14 protein-coding genes are annotated in these 15,399 nt (G+C 68.6%); 5 read left to right on the top strand and 9 right to left on the bottom strand.

Annotation, left to right across the window (positions count from 1 at the left end; genetic code table 11):
- Positions 1-37: 37 nt before the first annotated feature.
- From GRX01_RS04315 to GRX01_RS04300, 5 genes are all read right to left on the bottom strand, one after another.
- Positions 38-793 carry a glucose 1-dehydrogenase gene (locus tag GRX01_RS04315; RefSeq protein WP_159663768.1) on the bottom strand — a complete coding sequence of 252 codons (756 nt, stop codon included), beginning with the start codon at positions 791-793 and terminating at the stop codon, positions 38-40.
- A 94-nt stretch (positions 794-887) separates the two neighbouring features.
- Positions 888-1,568, bottom strand: a complete 681-nt coding sequence (locus tag GRX01_RS04310; RefSeq protein WP_159663766.1) for a DUF7546 family protein — start codon at positions 1,566-1,568, stop codon at positions 888-890.
- On the bottom strand, positions 1,565-4,243 hold the full coding sequence (locus GRX01_RS04305; RefSeq protein WP_201289504.1) for a heavy metal translocating P-type ATPase: 2,679 nt from the start codon (positions 4,241-4,243) through the stop codon (positions 1,565-1,567). The genes GRX01_RS04310 and GRX01_RS04305 overlap by 4 nt, the downstream gene beginning before the upstream one ends.
- Positions 4,240-5,013: a sulfite exporter TauE/SafE family protein gene (locus GRX01_RS18755; protein WP_201289503.1), complete on the bottom strand. Its 774-nt coding sequence runs from the start codon at positions 5,011-5,013 to the stop codon at positions 4,240-4,242. Before GRX01_RS18755 ends, GRX01_RS04305 begins: the two co-directional genes overlap by 4 nt.
- A gap of 9 nt (positions 5,014-5,022) precedes the next feature.
- Positions 5,023-5,217, bottom strand: coding sequence for a hypothetical protein (locus GRX01_RS04300; protein ID WP_159663764.1), 195 nt, complete (start codon positions 5,215-5,217; stop codon positions 5,023-5,025).
- Positions 5,218-5,368: 151 nt separating this feature from the next.
- Between GRX01_RS04300 and GRX01_RS04295 the strand changes: the two genes are divergently transcribed.
- Genes GRX01_RS04295 through GRX01_RS04280 form a run of 4 tightly spaced genes read left to right on the top strand, consistent with a single transcriptional unit; the run spans position 5,369 to position 9,570 of the window.
- A complete protein-coding gene (locus GRX01_RS04295; protein ID WP_394351369.1) occupies positions 5,369-6,568 on the top strand; it encodes a halocyanin domain-containing protein in 1,200 nt (399 codons plus the stop codon).
- Between the two features lie 3 nt (positions 6,569-6,571).
- A complete protein-coding gene (locus GRX01_RS04290; RefSeq protein ID WP_159663762.1) occupies positions 6,572-7,108 on the top strand; it encodes a cytochrome c oxidase subunit II in 537 nt (178 codons plus the stop codon).
- Positions 7,108-8,865 (top strand): b(o/a)3-type cytochrome-c oxidase subunit 1, encoded by a 1,758-nt coding sequence (locus GRX01_RS04285; RefSeq protein WP_159663760.1) that lies wholly within the window; start codon positions 7,108-7,110, stop codon positions 8,863-8,865. The genes GRX01_RS04290 and GRX01_RS04285 overlap by 1 nt, the downstream gene beginning before the upstream one ends.
- 48 nt (positions 8,866-8,913) lie before the next feature.
- Positions 8,914-9,570 carry a hypothetical protein gene (locus GRX01_RS04280; RefSeq protein WP_159663758.1) on the top strand — a complete coding sequence of 219 codons (657 nt, stop codon included), beginning with the start codon at positions 8,914-8,916 and terminating at the stop codon, positions 9,568-9,570.
- 396 nt (positions 9,571-9,966) lie between these two features.
- Here GRX01_RS04280 and GRX01_RS04275 read toward each other — a convergent pair whose 3' ends face one another.
- Complete coding sequence (locus tag GRX01_RS04275; protein WP_233740855.1) at positions 9,967-10,908, bottom strand: ferritin-like domain-containing protein; 942 nt, start codon at positions 10,906-10,908, stop codon at positions 9,967-9,969.
- Between the two features lie 352 nt (positions 10,909-11,260).
- Between GRX01_RS04275 and GRX01_RS04270 the strand changes: the two genes are divergently transcribed.
- Entirely contained in the window at positions 11,261-12,886 is a 1,626-nt protein-coding gene (locus GRX01_RS04270; RefSeq protein WP_159663756.1) for a SufS family cysteine desulfurase, read from the top strand.
- Between the two features lie 177 nt (positions 12,887-13,063).
- On the opposite strand, the gene GRX01_RS04265 is transcribed toward GRX01_RS04270, so the two are convergent.
- From GRX01_RS04265 to GRX01_RS04255, 3 genes are all read right to left on the bottom strand, one after another.
- Positions 13,064-13,591, bottom strand: a complete 528-nt coding sequence (locus tag GRX01_RS04265; RefSeq protein ID WP_159663754.1) for a hypothetical protein — start codon at positions 13,589-13,591, stop codon at positions 13,064-13,066.
- A 145-nt stretch (positions 13,592-13,736) separates the two neighbouring features.
- Positions 13,737-14,090, bottom strand: a complete 354-nt coding sequence (locus tag GRX01_RS04260; protein WP_159663752.1) for a hypothetical protein — start codon at positions 14,088-14,090, stop codon at positions 13,737-13,739.
- A gap of 223 nt (positions 14,091-14,313) precedes the next feature.
- Positions 14,314-15,312 (bottom strand): hypothetical protein, encoded by a 999-nt coding sequence (locus GRX01_RS04255; RefSeq protein ID WP_201289501.1) that lies wholly within the window; start codon positions 15,310-15,312, stop codon positions 14,314-14,316.
- Between the last annotated feature and the right edge of the window lie 87 nt (positions 15,313-15,399).

Here is a 15,399-nt window from a genome sequence, read left to right as displayed (position 1 = left end):
GGCCCCGGCCCCGACCTCGATTCCACTTCGGCCACAGTCAGGCCATGTACCCGCCGTCGACGACGAGCGGGTGCCCGGTGACGAACGAGGAGTCGTCCGAGCACAGCCAGACGGCGGCCGCGGCGACCTCCTCCGGTTCGCCCATCCGGCGGAGGGGCTTCGCCTGCACGACTCGGTCGATGTTCTGCCCGCCCCTCCCCTCGCTCGCGCGGTCGATCATGTCCGTGTCGATGACGCCCGGGCAGACCGCGTTCACCCGGACGCCGACGGGCCCGTACTCCGCGGCGGCGATCCGGGTGAGCCCGACGATGCCGTGCTTGCTCGCGACGTACGGTGCGCCGCCGGCGGCGCTGAGGCCCGCGATCGACGAGGTGTTGACGATGGCGCCGCCGCCGTTGTCGGCCATCACGGCGAGCTCCTCGGTCAGGCAGTTCCAGACGCCGGTCTGGTTCACCTCGATCACCCGCTTCCAGTCGTCGAGCGACTGGTCGGTCAAGCGCTCGCTGCTCCCCTCGACCCCCGCGTTGTTGAACGCGAAGTCGGGGACCCCGTAGGTATCGACCGTCTCCTCCACGAGCGCCGCCACGTCGTCGGCGTCGCTCACGTCGGTCTCGACCGCGACGGCCTCGCCGCCGTCGGCGTCGATCAGGTCGACGGTCCCCGTGAGACCGTCCGCGTCGATGTCGGCGACGACCACGCTCGCGCCCTCCGCGGCGAACCGCCGCGCGGTCGCCCGTCCGATTCCCGCCGCTCCGCCGGTGACTATCGCCACGCCGCCGTCGATTCCGTCCATCGAGGATCGAAACGTGTCAACGAAGCCGATCGGCAAATAGCCACCGCCGCGCGTCGGCGATCCTCCCCGCCGATCCGCGACAGGTCGCCCGGAGTCAGGTCCGACGGATCGTCGGCCGGACGGTCAGGACCGCGACCGAGAGGACGTACGCGACCGTGGCGAGGAGGTAGGTGCCGCCGGCGGCGGCCGACGCCGTCCCGAGGCCGAACCCCGCGCCCCCGAGGGCGCTCCCCACGGCGGCGACGACGGGGAGCGCGCAACCGGCGCAGGACCCGATCGCGATCAGGCCCCCGACGCCCGCGGAAGGCCCGTACTCTGCGACGTCACGCACGGCCACCGAAACGAGATACGCCAACGTCGCGTAGCCGACGACCCGGTAGGGGAACAGGAACAGCGAGACGAGCGGACCGTCGTAGCGGACCATCGGCCCCCACCACGGCGGGAGTAGCACCACGTCGAACCCGGTGACAGCGCCCGACGAGAGCCCGACCGCGCCCGTCAACCACCCGAGGACGAGAGCGTAGCCGGCGCCGACGACTCCGGCAAGCGCGAGGACGGCGCGACCGGACTCGGGGCGGTCGGCGTGGCGAACTCCGACGGCCGCGACGGTGATCCAGACGAACGGGATCGCGAGCGTCCGCGGCGACGCGAGCCCGGCGTCCGTCACTGCGAGGTACGCGAGCGCGAGCCCGGACTGCACTCCGAGCGCGAGTACCGCGGTTCCGACGTACCTGGTCGGCGAGTCGACCGAAAGCCGCGTGACGAGGCGATTCATGACGGCTCGTCCTCCTCGGCCTCCCCCATAGCACCGGGTGATCCGTCGGACCCGCCGTCGGCGACGGTCGGCCGGCGCCCGTCGCGCTCGCCGTCGGAGTTCGGATCCGGCGTCAGCGACGGCGACGTCTCCCCGTTTTCGGTCCCGCTCCCCTCGATCTCCTCGTCGTCGGTGTCCGGGTCCGGGCCGAGCGAACGCGCGGAGTTGCCGACGACGAGGAGGCTGGAGGCGGCCATGGCCACGGCCGCCAACAGCGGCGTCACAACCCCCAGCACCGCGGCGGGGACCGCGATGGCGTTGTAGAGGAACGCCCACACGAGGTTCTCGCGGACCCGCCGTCGCGTCGCCGCGAGGGTCTCGAGTGCTCGGTCGACCGACCGGAGGTCACGACCCACGAGCACCGCGTCGGCCGCGTCGGCCGCCAACTCCGTTCCGGAAGCGACCGCGATGCCGAGGTCCGCGGCCGCGAGCGCGGGCGCGTCGTTGCTGCCGTCGCCGACCATCGCGACCGTCCCCGACTCGCGGAGTCGACGGACGGTCTCGGTCTTCGCCTCCGGGGGGAGTCCGGCGTACACCTCGTCGACGCCGCCGACGTCGCGGAGGTGGTCGGCGGCCGGCCCCTCGTCGCCCGTGAGGACGGCGACACGTCGATCCTCGCCGAGCGCCGCGACCGCCTCGCGCCAGCCCGGACGCGGCTCGTCGACCGCGACGAGCACGCCGCGGACGGCGTCGTCCCAGCCGACGAAGGCGGCGAGGTGACCGTCGGCCTCCGCGGCGTCGTATCGCTCGCGCAGTTCGGTCGGCACGTGGACGTCGTCCTCGTCGAAGAGTGACTCGCCGCCGACGGTGACGCGAGACCCGCCGTCGACGCGACCGGAGACGCCGCGACCGGGATGGGTCTTGAAGCCCGTCACGGTCGAACCGGGGCCGAACGCGCGCTCGCCGTCCGGACCAACGGCGTCCGCCGACTCGGCCGCCGCATCGACGACCGCGGCGGCGACGGGATGGTCCGAACGCGCCTCGACGGCCGCGGCGCGGCCGAGGAGCTCGCGTCGGTCCGTTCCGTCCGCGGCCACCGCCTCCCGGAGCGCCATCTCGCCGGTCGTCAGTGTCCCCGTCTTGTCGAGCGCGACCACGTCCACGTCGTCGGCCGTCTCGACGGCGCTCCCGTCCGTCAACACGACGCCGTCCGCGAGCAGCGACCGCGTCCCGGCGGCGATCGCCAGCGGCGTCGCCAGTCCCAACGCGCACGGACACGAGACGACGAGCACGGCGAGGCCGGTGAGCAGCGCCTCCGCCGGCGCCGCCCCGAGCGCGAGGTGGACGACGAACGCGAGCGTCCCGAGGACGAGGACGACCGGAACGAAGACCGTCGCCAGCGCGTCGGCCAGCCGCTGGGGTGCGCCCTCGCCCCGGACATCCCACAACAGCGAGACGACACGGTCGAGGGTACGCTCGGCGCCACTGGCCGCCTCGACGACGAGGCGACCGTCGGAGACGACGGTTCCGCCCCGGACGGTCGTGCCGGGCCCTCTGCGGACGGGCAGCGACTCGCCGGTGACGAGCGATTCGTCGACGGCTGCGGTCCCCTCGCGAACCGTCCCGTCGACTGGGACGCGCTCGCCCGAGCGGACGATCACTCGATCGCCGCCCTCGACGGCCTCGACCGGCACGGTTTCGGCGCCCTCGGCGGTGGCGCGCCGCGCTTCGGCGACGCGATCTCGCGTGAGATCGGTCAACTCGCCCACCGCCCGGCGCTTGACGCGCTCCTCGTAGTACGTCCCCACGGTGACCGCCATGATCACGACGACGGTCACGTCGAAGTACACCTCGACGCGCCCGAGCAGGATCCCCAGCGTGCTGTAGAGGTAGGCGGTCGTCGCCGCGAGGGCGACGAGGAGGTCCATGTTCGGCCGCCGGGTTCGAACCGCGACGTATGCGCCACGCAGCAGCGGCGCGCCGGTGTATCCGAGCACGACGGTCACCGACACCCAGACGTTCGCGAGGAGGAAGCTCCCGGCGTCACCCCGGAGATCGAACAGGAGCGCCTCCGCCGGCAGTCCGAAGTACGTCGGGTACAGGAAGAGGACGTACCACAGCATCGCCATCATCCCGAAGAACCCGCCGACGAGGAGCCGCCCGATCGTCTCGTCGTCGTCGCCGTCTCCCCCGTCGGTCGTGGGTGCCGCCGTGTAGCCGACGCCCGCGACCGCGTCGGCGACGGACTCGGGGTCGGTCCGATCGGGATCGTACCGGACCCGCATCGCGTCCGCCGGGAAGTTCGCGTCCGCGGCGGCGACGCCGTCGACGCCGCCGGCTCGCCCCTCGATGAACGCCTCACAGCTCGCGCAGTGCATGCCGTCGACCCGGAGATACGCGGTCTCAGCGCCGTCGGGAACGGCCGAGTTCGCGGGACCGGCGTCGTCGCGGGGCACGCCCCCGACCGACGTGCGAACCGCCTCCCGGGCGTCGTCCGCGTCGACGGCGGCCGGGTCGTCGAGGGTTCGTGCGACCTCGAGACAGCCCCGACAGCAGAAGGCGCCCTCGACGGCGGCGTCGGTCACTGGCGGGTTCGGGGTCGACAGCCCGCACAGCGTGCATCCGTCGCTGTCACCGGTGCGGGTCTCGATCCCGTCGCCGCCGGTCTCGCCGGTGCTCTCGCCCGCGTCGCTCATGGCGACGGCACCTCCGCGTACTGCGGGAGGGTGATCATCGGGACGGGCACGCCGAGCAGTCCGAGTCCGTGCAGCAGGGGGATCAGCCCGAGCAGCAGGAACGCGCCGCCGAGCACGCGGTGGACGCGTCCGCGAACCGACGCCGGAACGGCGCCGAGGACGGTCGCGTACCCCACCATCGCGGGGGCGGTGCCGACGCCGAGCGCGCCGAGCGCCAGCGCGCCCGCCGTCGGCGACCCCCGCGCGAACGCGTAGAGATACGCCGGGTACAGTAGCGGACAGGGGAGCAGCGCGTGCATCGACCCGAGGATCGCGATCCTCGGGCCGTCAGCCCACTCCCGGGCCCGATCCCCGGCTACCCGGGCTATCCGTGCGAAGGCGGTCGAGACCCCCGGAATCGGGATCCGGCCGGGGTCCAGCGGTCGGCCGCGGACGTAGCCCACCCCGACGACGATGACGGCGAGGCCGGCGACGACGCCGGCGACCCCGCGGACCAGGTCGGCACCCGCGAACAGGCTCCCGCCGGCGATCGCGGCGCCGCCGAGCGCACCGAGCGCGGCCCCCACGAGCGCGTACGTCCCGACGCGGCCGAAGGTGAGCAACCCCTGTTGGCGAACGTCGTGCAACGTCACTCGTCCGGACCCGCCGCCGGCGTGCCCCGCGTACGAGGTGACGAGCGGTCCACACATCCCCAGACAGTGTGCGCCGCCCAGCAAGCCGACGAGAAAGAACGCGCCGAGTTCGACCGCCCCACCGAGCGCAGCGGTCATCTCACCGCCTCACCGGGGCTCGGCGTTCACGTGCTCGGCTGCGCCCTCGTGCGGACCGAATACCGTGTACAGTGTCCATGCCACGAGGAGGACGCAGACGGACGACGCGAGCGCGACGTACAGCCCGCCGTGCACGAGCATCGCGTACGCCCACACGGGGACGAGCGCGCCCAACGAGACCGCGACGAGCGTTCGTGGAGTCATATCCGTACGCCCCGATGTGCTACCGGAAATATATTCGGGCTACCCGATTCTCACTGGCTGGGAAGGAGTTAGATTTATTAATTGTGTTTGGGGTAACCGGCCCCTTATGGTACAGCAGCGAGACAGTTTTACCGGTCCAACTCGCCGGCGGGTGTTGGCCGCGGGCGCCGCGGCTGCCAGCGGGGCGCTGCTCGGTAGCGCGGCACCCGCGGCGGCCCAGTCGGGAGCCGGCTTCGACGGCTGGTTCGACGACGTCCCCAACTACGACGGCGTCGTCGACCGGACGGGCGAGTCGGAGGTCACCGTGGAGGTCGGCGTCGACAACGGCGGCGACCCGTACGGCTTCGGCCCGGCTGCCGTCCGTGTCGATCCGGGAACGACGGTCGTGTGGGAGTGGAACGGCGAGGGCGGCTCACACAACGTGATCGCCGAGAACGACCCGTACAGCTACGAGTCCGAGTTGGTCGCCGAGGCCGGTCACACGTTCAGTCACACCTTCGAGGAGGAGGGCGTCTCGAAGTACTTCTGCCAGCCGCACCGCGCGCTCGGCATGAAGGGTGCCATCGTCGTCGGCGGGAGCGGCGGAGGCGGTGGCGGCGGCGGAGGATCGGTGTCCGAACCCGACTTCGACGGCTGGTTCGACGACGTCCCCAACTACTCGAGCACCGTCGACGAACGGGGGCAGTCCGAGGTAACCGTGGAGGTCGGCGTCGAGAACGGCGACGGGCCGTACGGCTTCGGTCCGGCGTCCCTCCGCGTGGACCCGGGCACGACTGTCACGTGGGAATGGAACGGTCAGGGCGGCTCACACAACGTGATCGCCGAGAACGACCCGTACAGCTACGAGTCGGAGTTGGTCGCCGAGGCCGGCCACACGTTCAGCCACACCTTCGAGGAGGAGGGCGTCTCGAAGTACTTCTGCCAGCCGCACCGCGCGCTCGGCATGAAGGGTGCCATCGTCGTCGGTGACGTCAGTGGCGGCGGAAGCGGTGGCGGCGGCGACGGGGGCGACGATGGGTCGGACGAGGAGTCCGGCGGAACGTCGCTCATTCCGGGCGATTTCAACGGATGGTTCGCGCTCCTGTTCGGCGGCACCATCGCGATGGCCGTCGCCGGCGTACTCGGCAACGAGGCGTTGATCGCATATCGGGACCACGCGAGCGCGGAGGAGGCCTACGTCCGCGACGCGCCGGTCGAGGCGGTCGAGGAAGTATCGGAAGTCGAACACGACGAGGAGTACGACCCGGTCGGGACGGCTGCCCTCGTCGTGGGATACTTCGTGTTGATCTCGGCGCTGTGGATCTTCATGTACTTCGTCGAGTACATCGGCGGCCCGACCATCACTGGGTAAGTCATGCACGTTCATCGATTCGAGAAACTCTGGTTCGGCGCATCGCTCGTCCTGATCGTCGCGTTCATCGGGACGATCGTCTACGGCGCGATCGGCCCCGGGGTCGCGATGGTCGGCGACGACGGCGGAACGATCAACGCCGCGACGGTCTCCGACGGCGACTTCGAGGAGACGGATAACTTCCGTTCGCCCGGCGTGTACGAGTCGAGCGACGGCGAGGGCGTTGACGTGTACATCGTCGCCCGACAGTACCTGTTCAACCCCGGGACCGCACAACCGATCGAGGTACCCAGAGGGGAGGAAGTCACCTTCCACGTCACCACCGCGGACGTGACGCACGGATTCAACCTGGCGGGCACGAACGTCAACACGATGGTGATCCCCGGTCAGATCGCCCAGTTCGACGTGACGTTCGAGGAGACCGGGGAGTACGGCATCGTCTGTCACGAGTACTGCGGGAGCGGCCACCACACGATGGCGGGGCAGTTGCACGTCGTTCCGCAGTCGCAGTTCGACACGACCGCGGGAGGTGACAACTGATGGCGACAGGACACCCGGACGACACGGACGCGTACAGTGAGGACGAGTACGTCGAGACCGAGGACGGCACCCGGCACCGTCGCGCGTTCGTCGATCGGTACCCCGACGCCGCGCGGATCGTCCGTATCTGTCTCGGCATCTCGTTCGCCGCGTTCGGCGTCGGCGCCCTGTTCGGGTTGATACAGGCGCTCCACCGGACCGGCGTGTTCCGGTTCATTCCCTCGTCCGACTACTACACGCTCCTGACGGGGCACGGGGTCCTGCTCGCGTTGGTGTTCACGACGTTCGGGATCGCCGGGCTGTTCCAGTGGGCGAACACGCGAAGCCTCGGGGTTTCACCGCAAAGTTCCACGCTGACAGCGGCGTGGCTCGGAACGATGACGCTCGGCACGCTGCTCGCCGCCGGCACCATCCTCGCCGGACTGTTCGATTCGATCCCGGCGAGCGCGGACGTGTTGTTCACGTTCTACCCGCCCCTGAAGGCCCATCCGTTGTTCTACGTCGGCGCGGCGCTGCTCATCGTCGGCTCGTGGCTCGCCGGCGCGAGCTACTTCCTGCAGTACCGCGAGTGGCGGTCGGCGCACCCGGACGCGCGCATCCCGCTGCAGTCGTTCATGGTGCTGACGACGATGCTGATGTGGTACATCTCGACGCTCGGGGTGGCCGTGGAGGTCGTCGTCTTCCTCATCCCGTGGTCGCTGGGGCTCATCCAGCAGGTCGACCCGCTGCTCACGCGGACGCTGTTCTGGTACTTCGGGCATCCGGTCGTGTACTTCTGGCTGCTGCCTGCGTACCTCATCTGGTACACCGTCCTGCCGAAGCTGTCCGGCGGTCGCCTGTTCAGCGACCCGCTCGCGCGCGTGGTGTTCGTGCTGTTCCTCATCCTCTCGACGCCGGTCGGGTTCCACCACCAGTACACCGACCCCGGGATCGCCTCGGGGTACAAGTTCGTCGCGATGACGAACACGTTCTTCCTGCTGTTGCCGTCGCTGTTGACGCTGTTCACCGTCGTGGCCAGCATGGAGTACGGCGCCCGCCAGCGTGGCGGATCCGGCTACCTCGGCTGGTTGAAGGCGCTGCCGTGGGAGAAGCCGGCGTTCGCGGGGATCGCCCTCTCGGGCATCATGTTCGCCGCCGGCGGCTTCTCGGGCATGATCAACGCCGGGATGAACATCAACTACCTCATCCACAACACGCTGTGGGTGCCCGGACACTTCCACCTCACAGTCGGGACCGCGTTCGCGCTCACCCTGATGGCGGTGTCCTACTGGCTGGTACCGCAGGTGACCGGAAAGCGGCTCCAGCTGTACGGCGTCGCCTCGCTCCAGCCGTACGTGTGGTTCGTCGGGATGGTGTTGATGTCGAACGCGATGCACCGTGCCGGCCTGGCGGGTATCCCCCGGCGGACCGCCGAGCCGCAGTACGACCAGTTCAGCTTCCAGGCGGTCGCGGGCAGCGTGGGAGAGATGCGCATCCAGATCGCCATCGGCGGCACGCTGCTGTTCATTGGAGCCGCGATGTTCCTCGCGGTCATGCTGGCGACGTGGACGATGGGCAAGCCGAACAGTCAGATCCGGGTGAACGGGTTCATTCCCGACCCCATGTCGGGGGCGACGGACTCGCCGCGGGTGCTCGACAACCTGAAGCTGTGGGTCCTCGTCGCCGTCCTGCTCGTGGCGCTCGCGTACGGCCTCCCGCTGTTCGATATGGTCGCCGACGGCGTGCTCAGTCCGGGGAGCCCCCCGGTGCCGGCGTAGCGCCTCGGCGATCCGACGCACTCGACGTTCGCGCGAACTCTCGATTCGATGACCGACGACAACCCAGACACGGACACGGACGATCCGACCGCGCCGGGCGGGTCCGCCGTCGCCGACGACTCACGCCCCCCGGGTGACCCCGCCGGGACGGACTCGGCGGACCCTGACGAGGACATCGACCGCCGCCGCCTGATACGGTGGATAGCCGTGCTCGCGTTCGCGGTCCCCGTCGTCGTCGAGGTGCTCACGTTCGGCGGACTTCTCGGGAACACGTTGATCCCCGGCGGCGGGGAGGAGTCGAGCGAGGACGGTTCCGCGGCATCGACGACGAGTTCCCGGGACGACGGCGTCGGCATCGGCGACGAACTCCTCCCGGAGGCCCCGCCGGTCGAGACGGTCGAGGTCTCGGAGGTCAGAGGCGAGTCGGCCGACTCGCGGACCTACGTGCTCCGCGTGGCCGTCGAGAACACGACCGACGGACCCGTCGAACTCCGCCTCGCTGGCGTCACGCTCCGCGACGGGCGGTCCCTCGAGAGCGTCTCAACGACGGGATCGATCCCGGCCGGCGGGACGGGCGAGGTGACCGGCGCATGGGGCCTCCCGACCGACTCGATGCCCGTCTCCGTCGACGCCGTCCTGCTCCGGGACGGGACCGAATCGATCGCGAGGTCGGTCCCCCTGAAGCGACCGCCCATCCGCGGGTGATCCGGTCGCGACGTGGGGAGCACCCGCGGGACCACACACTCGGTACTCACCATTGGATCGGAGCGATCGGGTCGGGTCCCGTTCGGTATCCGTCGACTGTGTCATTGGCGTTTCACACCGCGGCGACGCGGGCGTCGAGGCCCGTGAATATCGCTCGAACGGCCACGTCTCAGGCCGGACCTGGCTGCCGCTCCCGTGCCACGCTCGGTGTCGGAGCGTCGGGATGTCGGCGAGGATCTGCCGCGGCAGCTATCCGGCCCCACCCGTACGCGGGGACCGAATGTGGGTGGTCGATCGACCGCCCGTCGGCCTCGCGGAGGCTCGAGTGTCAGGAGTCTGTCTAGGCGAGTGAAAAATCGAGGCGGTCAGGTCGAACCGTCGTGTCCGTCCGTCCCGTTACGCGTCGCCGTCGGGCGTTCCCGTCGCGGTACCGTTCGGGGTTCCAGTCTCCGTCCCGTTCGGAGTTCCGGTGGGGGTACCGGTCTCGGAGCCGTTCTCCGTCCCGTTCGGGGTCCCGGTGGGGGTACCGTTCTCCCCCTCGTCGCCGTTCTCGCTGCCCTCGCCTTCCTCCTCCTCTTCCTCTTCCTCCTCTTCCTCTTCCTCCATGTCCTCGCTGACGATGAGCGGGCCGACGGCGGCGAGAACGTCCGATTGGGCGGCCGGATCGTCGACCACGTTCGGGTACGGATCGCCGCCGCCGGCGGCGGCCACGACGGCCGCGTGCCGGGCCTCGACGCTGTGGACGCCCAGGGCGGTCCGCAGGAGGTCCGGACTCTCGATGGCGGGAGCGGCCCCCGCGTACGCGGCGACGCCCGTGTTCTCCAGCGTCGACGCGAGCGACATGAACCCCGCGACGTCCTCGACGCCGAAGTCGTACTCGGCCTCCTCGACGGGTGTTCCGCCGAGTAGCTCGACAACCTGGGTGAGCAGGCTGACGTGGGCCGCCTCGTGTTCGCCGATCGTCTCCAGGTTCTCGTACAGCACCTCCGCGTCCTCCTCGGTGGAGATGATCGTCGCGTCCGACTCGAGGAAGTCCTCCGCGTCGAAGGTCTCGAGCCCCATCCGGTAGAACGCGTTCTCCAGGTGTTCGAGCGTGAGCGCGTAGTTGAGCACGTCCACGTCGGTTCCCTCCTCGTCGTCGAACAGCGGACTCTCCTCCTCGTCGGCGTCCTCGCCGTCCTCCTGTGCCATCGACAGGCCCGCACCGCTGCCCAGCGTCAACAGCGCGCCGCCGGCGATCGCCGACCGACTGAGGAAGCGCCTCCGCGAGCCGTCGTCGTTCTCCGCCACATCGATACTCTCCAACCGCTCGTCCATGTCGTATTCGTCTTCTGTCATTGTGTTTCCTGTCGGAAGTGCCCGACGGATGGGACTACTGACCCCCGACGGTTTGTTACGCACAACGGTGGCGTTCGTAGACCGATCGTACGGATCCGGCTCGAACGGCACCGATCTCGAACGGCCACCATACATCGGGTACGGCGGGTCTACGACGAGTCGACCCGAGGGGACCGGGGACGTCCGGTCCCACGGTGGTGTCCGCCCTCCACGCATCCAGAATGAATGGGAGGCGCTACCCGGGGAATCGACCCTCCATACCGCTGATTCGTCGGCCTCGCCATCCACTTCGGTGTCGAGTACCGATCTCGCAGTCGGTCCATTTATTGGAGAATAATATATCTTTACCAACATGAACCTGGACGCAGCGTCGATACGCGAGGACTTTCCCGTGCTCGATCGGCGTGTGAACGGCCACCCGCTCACCTACCTCGACAACGCCGCCACCACGCACACGCCCGCACAGGTGTACGACGTCTTCGAGGAGTTCTATACGAGGTACAACGCGAACGTCCACCGTGGGATCCACGAACTCAGCCACGAGGCCTCGCTCGCGTACGAGGAGGCACACGACCGTGTCGCTGCGTTCCTCGGAGCGGAGGGCCGCGAGGAGATCGTCTTCACGAAGAACACCACCGAGAGCATCAATCTCGTCGCGTACGGCCTCGGTCGACGCCTCGACGCCGGCGACGAGATCGTCACGACGGAGATGGACCACCACGCCTCGCTGGTGACCTGGCAGCAGATCGCGAAGCGTTCGGGGGCGACCGTCCGCCACGTCCCCGTCACGTCCGATGGACACCTCGATATGGAGGTCGCACACGACCTCGTCACCGACGACACCGCGGTTCTCAGCGTTCCCCACGTCTCGAACGTGCTCGGGACCGTCAACCCGGTCGAGGACCTCGTGGATCTCGCGCACGACCACGACGCATACGCGGTCGTCGACGGGGCTCAGTCCGCGCCCACCCGCCCCGTCGACGTCGGAGCGATGGACGCGGACTTCTTCGCGTTCAGCGGACACAAGCTCGCAGGCCCCACCGGTATCGGCGGGCTGTACGGGAAACGCGAGATACTCGAGGACCTCGATCCGTTCCTGTTCGGGGGAGAGATGATCCGGAACGTCACTCTCAGGAACTCCACGTGGAACGAACTGCCGTGGAAGTTCGAGGCGGGCACCCCGCCCATCGCGGAGGGGATCGCGCTCGGCGCCGCCGTCGACTACCTCGACGACCTCGGCATGGAGAACGTCCGCGCCCACGAGAACGACCTCGCCCAGTACCTCCTCCGCGAACTCGAAGCGCGGGACTTCGTCGAGACGTACGGCCCCGGCGTCGGCGAGGAACGCACCGGACTCGTCTCGTTCAACGTCGAGGGCGTCCACGGCCACGACCTCTCCAGCCTCCTCAACGACCGCGGGATCGCCATCCGCGCGGGGGACCACTGCACTCAGCCCCTCCACGACCGACTGGAGATCCCGGGCTCCGCCCGCGCCTCCGTCTACGTCTACAACACCCGGACGGACGTCGACCGCCTCCTCGAGGTCGTGGACGCCGCCCGCGATGACCTCGACGACTACATCGCCTCGGAGCGCTACCACGACCTCATCAGCGAACACTACCACTCCCCGCGAAATCGGGGGGGTCTCGCGGATCCGACGTTCGTGAAGTCCTCCGAGGAGACGACGTGTGGCGACGACGGCGAGTTCCACGTCGACATCACCGACGGCCGTATCGCGGAGATCGCCTTCGAGAGTCGCAGTTGCGCGGTCAGCCGAGCCGTCGCCAGTCTGCTCTCGGAGCACCTCGAGGGGATGCCGGTCGCCGAGGTCGCCGAGCTCGACGGCTACGTCGCCGACGTCCTCGACGGCCACTATCCGGACCTCCGACGCGAGTGCGTCGAGGGCCCCGAGGACGTCATCCGAGAGGCCGCCATCGAGTACGTCAGGGAGGAACGGCGGGCCGAGTCGTCCGCGTAACCACGGCGGGATGTCTCTGACGGGCGGTCTCACAGCGACGGTTCGGTCCGGTACCGCCCGATCGAGTAGCCTCTCCCACGTGTCGACGATCACCTCGGCGTCGCCGCGTCGCCTGCGAGCCGACGTCGAAGTCCCAGTCCGGGGGATGGGGAACGATCCCCGACGCCCGCCGTGTCCTCACTCGTACACTTCGCCGCTCCGTTCCCCGGAGGTCATCCACGTCCCGAGGGTCAGCCCGAAGACGGCGTGTCCGACATGGAATATCGCAGCCTCGTCCGACTCGAGATCCTCGTCGAGGAGGTATCGGAACAGGACCCGAGTTCCGAAGACGGAGAGCCCGAGCCCGTAGACGAGGGCGAGTCCGATCGTGGCGAGCCGATGTCGCCGTTCGTTCCGGAAGTCCAGCAGATGGACTCCGGCACCAAACAGGCCCCCCGCGGCGCCACCGTACAGGAAGTGGAGGAGGAGTCCCGCCCCGAAATACGATTCGGGGTCGCCGTCCCCGACGTACTTCGCCCAGAACTCGGCGGTCGGCGGCAGCGCGCGAAAGACCGGGTATCGGTACAGGGTCATGAGCACCGTGGCGATCAGGCCACCGACCACGCCCCGACCCGCCCCACGGAGGACGCGTCGCCCGGTGTTGGTGGTGGCATCGCGGCGGGTGTCGGTCCGCCGGTCGATCGAGTCAGATGGCTGATCGGTCATGTCTGGATGTGCGTCCTACGTGGGGATAACCGTGTTCCGGATCGGCGATGGTGGGAACACCCCCGTCGGAACCGGATGTGTCCCGCCGCCGTTCGAACGGTCACCGTGGAAACAGTGGCCGCTCGGTGCCATCACAGCCCCACCGTCACACGCCCGGGACTCCGAAGGCGCCGATGCCCAGTCCGAGGACCGCGTTCAAGACGAAGAGGATGACGAGCGCCGACACCCAAGCGACCAGCCCGACGAGCACGGCCTCGACCCAGCCGCCCGGGTACCGCCAGTTGATGACCGCTATCCACACGATCAGGGCGATGATGGGACCGATAAGCGGGATCCAGGACGTCAGTGCCCAGGCGATCGCCCCGATCAACGCGGTGACGACGGCGTGGCCGTAGTCGTCGACGTCCGCGATCACCCGTGCGCTGACATAGATCGCGAGTCCCCCGATCAGGAGGGCGACGACGAACGTGATCACCGAACCGACGAGTCCTGTTACCATGCGTCCTGTCTGTCGGCTGTCCTTACTATGGTCCCGACGACTTATATTCGGATACCACCGTGTACGGTTCAGGTACCTGTGATAACGCTGTTCTCGAACCGGACTGTCGCTTGTGAATCTCCGATCGGGCTCCCGGATACCTCCGAAGCTCCTCCTGTATCACCTGAGTACCACTCTTCTCCGAACCTCACCACACAGGTGACGAGACGGGGCCCGAGGTCCGCTATTTCAACGAGAAGATCCCGCCGGAGGCAGTCACACGCGAGACGGTCGAGAGCCGAAGCATGTAGGCGGTCAACACGAGGTAGGGAGCGATCGAGACCGTGAACGCGACGGCCACGAACGTCTGAAGCGGGGGGATACCGAGGATCACTCCGTCGGGGAGCACCTGCCCGTTGATCGCGATGATCGTCGAGGCGTTGTAGAGGATCGCGGGGAGCGCGACGAACAGGAGCGTCTGTGACAGCTTCGATACCTCCCGCGTGTAGTACAGCGTCTTGAAGTACTCCTTTCCGACGGCGAACAGTTCGAACGCGTCGACGAGGTCCTCGAACCGCTCGTGGGAGGTGCCGCTCGAGGAGGCTATCGTCCGCGACTGCTCGATGTGTCGGCCGTAGTCGAAGCCGAGCGCCTTCCAGAGGAGGGCGAACTCGGCGCCGGACGTCTCATCGACCTCGCCGAGCTGGTCGGCGGCGGCCGATACCGACTCGGAGAACTCGTCGAGATCCTCCACGAGTTCCTCCTCGACACCGTCCAGATCGTCCGTGAGAGTCTGTGCCCGGATCGAGATGATACGAGACATGACTCCGAGAAACGCGGAGAGGTCCGACGGGTTCTCGCCGCCCTCGGTCAGTTCGCCGAGCTCTCGGCGGAACCGGATCGCGCCCTGAACCCGATTCTCCTGGTTCTGGACGGACGTCATATCGTGTGAGAGAACGATCGAGTTGATCGAGACGACGATGGACACCAGGAGGATCATTCCGCTCAGCAGCGTGTTGAGGATCGTCTGAACGGTGGAGGTGTCCGTCAACAGCGTCTGCATCTCGAAGGTCCACAGCGTCGAGATAGCCATGAACGTACCGAATACCAGGGTGAGCAACGCCCCGGTCACCGCCAGCCGATCCGCCTCCAGTAGTACCCACCGAGTCAGGGCGAACCCCTCGCTCCGGCTCGGAACCGGGAACCAGTTGCGTACGGCTCTGAATCGGTTACTGATGCTCATGTCACGGTCACCCCCGCGGCACGAGTGGTACTCTCGTCCGCGAATCCATCCACTGATCCGACAGCGACTCCATAGCGACAGGACCCT

The organism is Halobaculum saliterrae (assembly GCF_009831625.1).
Lineage (GTDB): Archaea > Halobacteriota > Halobacteria > Halobacteriales > Haloferacaceae > Halobaculum > Halobaculum saliterrae.
This window is presented reverse-complemented; position numbering and strand designations above follow the sequence as displayed.

Excerpts from the sequence above, each read along its gene's own strand:
- GRX01_RS04265 (WP_159663754.1), bottom strand. The coding sequence starts at position 13,591 with ATGACCGATCAGCCATCTGACTCGATCGACCGGCGGACCGACACCCGC.
- GRX01_RS04275 (WP_233740855.1), bottom strand. The coding sequence starts at position 10,908 with ATGACAGAAGACGAATACGACATGGACGAGCGGTTGGAGAGTATCGAT.
- GRX01_RS04255 (WP_201289501.1), bottom strand. The coding sequence starts at position 15,312 with ATGAGCATCAGTAACCGATTCAGAGCCGTACGCAACTGGTTCCCGGTT.
- GRX01_RS04305 (WP_201289504.1), bottom strand. The coding sequence starts at position 4,243 with ATGAGCGACGCGGGCGAGAGCACCGGCGAGACCGGCGGCGACGGGATC.
- GRX01_RS04260 (WP_159663752.1), bottom strand. The coding sequence starts at position 14,090 with ATGGTAACAGGACTCGTCGGTTCGGTGATCACGTTCGTCGTCGCCCTC.
- GRX01_RS04280 (WP_159663758.1), top strand. The coding sequence starts at position 8,914 with ATGACCGACGACAACCCAGACACGGACACGGACGATCCGACCGCGCCG.
- GRX01_RS18755 (WP_201289503.1), bottom strand. The coding sequence starts at position 5,013 with ATGACCGCTGCGCTCGGTGGGGCGGTCGAACTCGGCGCGTTCTTTCTC.
- GRX01_RS04300 (WP_159663764.1), bottom strand. The coding sequence starts at position 5,217 with ATGACTCCACGAACGCTCGTCGCGGTCTCGTTGGGCGCGCTCGTCCCC.
- GRX01_RS04310 (WP_159663766.1), bottom strand. The coding sequence starts at position 1,568 with ATGAATCGCCTCGTCACGCGGCTTTCGGTCGACTCGCCGACCAGGTAC.
- GRX01_RS04285 (WP_159663760.1), top strand. The coding sequence starts at position 7,108 with ATGGCGACAGGACACCCGGACGACACGGACGCGTACAGTGAGGACGAG.
- GRX01_RS04270 (WP_159663756.1), top strand. The coding sequence starts at position 11,261 with ATGAACCTGGACGCAGCGTCGATACGCGAGGACTTTCCCGTGCTCGAT.
- GRX01_RS04290 (WP_159663762.1), top strand. The coding sequence starts at position 6,572 with ATGCACGTTCATCGATTCGAGAAACTCTGGTTCGGCGCATCGCTCGTC.
- GRX01_RS04315 (WP_159663768.1), bottom strand. The coding sequence starts at position 793 with ATGGACGGAATCGACGGCGGCGTGGCGATAGTCACCGGCGGAGCGGCG.